Raw genomic sequence first — 4,056 nt, forward strand, 5'->3', positions numbered from 1 at the left:
GCACGGCGACAGCAGGGTGATGGTGGTGGTGTGTTTGGAGACAGCCAGTTTACCAGCACCCTGTCTGTCAACTTCCACTTTCCCAGGATCCCGCGAAGAACCTTTTTTCATCCGTTTGTTATCCGATTATGGGCCGGAACGGATTTTGTACCAGCGCGAATGCTCCTGTCAGGGGGCGCAACCGACTGGTTCGACCATGAGCTTTCAGCATGAATCATCACTCAACATGAATACGCTAGACGAACGCCTGCTCACCGTGATGGATGTCCTCCACACACCTGTCTGGGTCTATGACATCCAGCGTCATCATATTTACTGGGCCAACGATGCTGCCCTCGGGCTCTGGGAGGCGAGCTCCCTGGCCGAGCTGAAGTCCCGGGATTTCTCCGCCGACATGGCCGCCGCCATCGATCTGCTGCTGCAGCGTTATCTCGGCGATTTCCAGCAGGAGCGCAGTTACAACGAGTGGTGGACCCTCTCACCCAAGGGGGTCAAGAAGCAGGTCTATCTGCGTCTTTCCGGGATCCAGCTTGCCGGACGGCAGATGATGATGGCGGAAGCGGTCATCGATGCCGACACCCTCTATCAGGAGTCCTCCCTCGCCACCGGCGACACCCTGGCCTGTCTCTTTGACAACGAGGGGCGCCTCGAGAGCGGCAACCATCACTTCGACATGTGCTTTGGCACCGGCATTCTGACGCTGCCCCAGATCTTCTCCGGTGCGGACGAGGCCTTCTATCGTCGCCTCTCCCGTCTGGACGAAGTGGTGGCCGAAGGGGAGTGTCGCACCCAGAAGGGGATGCGCTGGTTCCAGTACCAGTTTCGCCATATCCAGCAGGGGGCACGGATCCTGCTGACCATGCGGGACATCACGGATCGCAAGCTCGAAGAGCTGGAGCATCGCCACCTGGCCTGGCACGACTCCCTCACCGGGCTGCTCAACCGCTACGGCCTGATGAAATCCCTGGAAGCCTATTGCGGCCTCGGGGGGCGCTTTGCCCTGGTGTTCATGGATCTGGACAACTTCAAGCTGGTCAATGACAACTACGGCCACAAGGCCGGGGATCGCCTGCTGGAGCGGGTCGCCGGACGGCTCAAGCAGATCTGCCCGCGGGACGTGGAGCTGGCGCGCCTTGGCGGGGACGAGTTCACCGCCCTGGTGCCCCTCAACCAGGCGAGCGATCGGGCCCAGGAGGTGGCGGATCTCATGCTCTCCCAGATGAGCAAGCCACTGCAGCTGAGCGGTGTCCCCGAGGTCACCATCGGCGGCAGCATCGGCATCGCCATCTACCCGGACGACGCCGATGATGGCGACAACCTCATCACCCGTGCCGACATGGCCATGTATCAGGCCAAGCAGATGGGGCGGCTTCGCTGGCAACGCTTCACCCCCAGCATGCAGCAGAGCCTGCATCGCAAGCTGACCCTGAAGCAGTTCCTGGCCAAGGCCGTCGGTCGGGGAGAGCTCAGCCTGCGCTATCAGCCCCAGGTGGATGTGGCGCAAGGTCGGGTCATCGGTTTCGAGGCCCTGGTACGCTGGTACAATCCCGTGCTCGGCCATGTGTCGCCGGCGGAGTTCATTCCGCTGGCCGAAGAGATGGGGCTCATCCGGGAAATCGGAAGCTGGGTGCTTTCCACCGCATTGGCCCAGATGGGGGAGTGGCAGCGACAGGACGGGGTGAGGGTGCCGGTGTCAGTCAATCTCTCGGGCTTCCAGCTCTCTGCCAGTTTGCCGGAGCTGGTGGCCCAACTGCTCGAGGTATTCTCGGTGGAGGCGGCGCTGCTGACCCTGGAGCTGACCGAGACGGTGCTGATGCTCGACATGAAGGGGTGCATCGAGATCCTCGACGCCCTGAGCGAGCAGGGGATCAAGATCGCCATCGACGACTTCGGGACGGGCTACTCCTCCCTGGCCTACCTCAACCGGTTGCCCATCGACACCATCAAGCTGGACCGCTCCTTCGTGGTGGGACTCAACCTGCCGGTGATCCGGGCGACGGTGGCCATGGCCACCAGTCTGGGGCTCGGGATCCTGGCGGAAGGGGTGGAGGAGGAGCACGAGCTCGCGGCCCTGCAGACCCAGGGTTGCCATGTCTTCCAGGGGTTCCTGTTCAGCCGTCCCATGACCCCGGAAGAGGTGGCGGCGGCGGGGTTTGCTGTACAGTGCCGACTGGGTCGCTACCCCCTCGCAAACCATTGAGCAAGTTGTCGATAAATGTGCGGCATCTCCCATTTATGAAGTGCGAGATGCCAAATTAAACATAATTAATCGAATTTTTGTCTCATATCATGGGATCCATTAGACGTTATCGCTAGTATGCGCGCTCATTCCTTGGTAATGGAGTATCACCATAATGAGTCAAGCTGCAGTGAACGAGCGTCCGGCCCCTCCCAACGGCTGGTTGAACCGCTTTCTGAACGGGGTGGAGAAGGCGGGCAACAAGCTGCCGGATCCCGCCATGCTCTTCCTCTATGCCTTGCTGATCGTCTGGGTCGGCTCTTGGATAGGCTCCCAGTTCTCCTTCGATCTGGTCAATCCCCGCACCGGAGAGGCCGTGGTCATCAACAACCTGTTGACCGGGGCAGGGCTGGCGGACTTTCTCGCCAGCATGGTCACCACGTTCACCGGGTTTGCTCCCCTTGGCATCGTGCTGGTGGCCATGCTGGGGGTCGGGGTGGCTGAACAGTCCGGTTTCATCAACACCGGGCTCAAGAAGCTGCTCAAGGTGACGCCGGCGCGCTTTCTGACCCCCATGCTGATCCTGGTGGCCATCGTCAGCCATACCGCCGCCGATGCGGGCTATGTGCTGGTGATCCCCATTGGCGGCATCATCTTCCATGCGGCGGGTCGCCACCCGCTGGCGGGGATTGCCGCAGCCTTTGCCGGGGTTTCCGGCGGGTTTGCCGCCAACTTCCTGCCCTCCGGCGGGGATGCGCTGCTTCAGGGTTTCACCCAGTCTGCAGCCCAGTTGTTCGACCCTGACTACATGGTCAACACCCTGTGCAATATCATCTTCACCGGCGCTTCTTCCTTGCTGATCATCTGCGTGGGCTGGTTTGTCACCGAGAAGATTGTCGAGCCGCGCCTCAAGCAGGTGCCTCTCAACGAGGATCTGGAGAGCGCCGACGAGATGGGCCGTTACAGCGCCCAGGAAAGCCGGGCCTTCAACTGGGCCGGGTTCGCCATGCTGGCGGCCGTGGTGCTGCTGGGGCTGGCGCTGGCCCCCGGCGACTCGCCGATGCGGGCACCGGACGGTTCCCTCACCACCTTCGCCGCGCCGGTGATGAAGTCCATCGTGCCCCTCATTTTCCTGCTCTTCATCCTGCCCGGGATCGTCTATGGCTTTGTCGCCGGCAGCTTCAAGAGCGGCAAGGATGTGATCGACGCCATGTCGGCCACCATGAACAAGATGGGCTCCTACATGGTGATGGCCTTCTTCTGCGCCCTCTTCATCAAGGCGTTCGGGGATTCCAACCTCGGTACCCTGCTGGCGCTCTCCGGTGCCGAGGTGCTTCACGCCCTGGCGCTGCCGGGAGAGGTGACCATCGTCGGCATCATACTGCTGACGGCCACCGTCAACCTGGTGGTGGGCTCGGCCTCCGCCAAGTGGGCCCTCATCAGCCCCATCCTGGTGCCCATGCTGATGGCGGTGGGGATCTCGCCCGAGCTGACTCAGGCCGCGTATCGGGTGGGGGATTCCGCCTCCAACATCATCACCCCGCTGATGGTCTTCTTCCCCCTGGTGGTGGTTTATTGCCAGCAGTATGTGAAGAGCACAGGCATCGGCACCCTGGTCTCCATGATGCTGCCTTACTCCCTGGCCTTCCTGGTGAGCTGGACGGGCTTCCTGCTGCTCTACTGGGCGCTGGGGTTCCCGCTTGGGTTGCAGGCCCCCTATGTCTATCCTGCCCCTTGAGGGTGACGGGGGGCCTTGGGCCCCCCGCTTTTTTTGGTTCTTCGCGGGATCCTGGGAAAGTGGAAGTTGACAGACAGGGTGCTGGTAAACTGGCTGTCTCCAAACACACCACCACCATCACCCTGCTGTCGCCGTGCAT

Annotated in this window: 2 protein-coding genes; both read left to right on the forward strand. The window is 61.8% G+C overall.

From position 1 onward, the window contains the following. Positions 1-259: 259 nt before the first annotated feature. Positions 260-2,200, forward strand: coding sequence for a putative bifunctional diguanylate cyclase/phosphodiesterase (locus PG883_RS22725; RefSeq protein WP_029314665.1), 1,941 nt, complete (start codon positions 260-262; stop codon positions 2,198-2,200). Between the two features lie 154 nt (positions 2,201-2,354). Then, the gene (locus PG883_RS22730; protein ID WP_010675009.1) at positions 2,355-3,917 is read left to right on the forward strand and encodes an AbgT family transporter; all 1,563 of its coding nucleotides are present in this window, start codon (positions 2,355-2,357) and stop codon (positions 3,915-3,917) included. Positions 3,918-4,056 lie beyond the last annotated feature (139 nt).

The organism is Aeromonas sp. QDB25 (genome assembly GCF_027707725.1).
In the GTDB taxonomy this organism is placed as follows: Bacteria; Pseudomonadota; Gammaproteobacteria; order Enterobacterales; family Aeromonadaceae; genus Aeromonas; species Aeromonas caviae.

Coding starts and splice junctions, on each gene's coding strand:
- PG883_RS22725 (WP_029314665.1), top strand. CDS start 260: ATGGATGTCCTCCACACACCTGTCTGGGTCTATGACATCCAGCGTCAT.
- PG883_RS22730 (WP_010675009.1), top strand. CDS start 2,355: ATGAGTCAAGCTGCAGTGAACGAGCGTCCGGCCCCTCCCAACGGCTGG.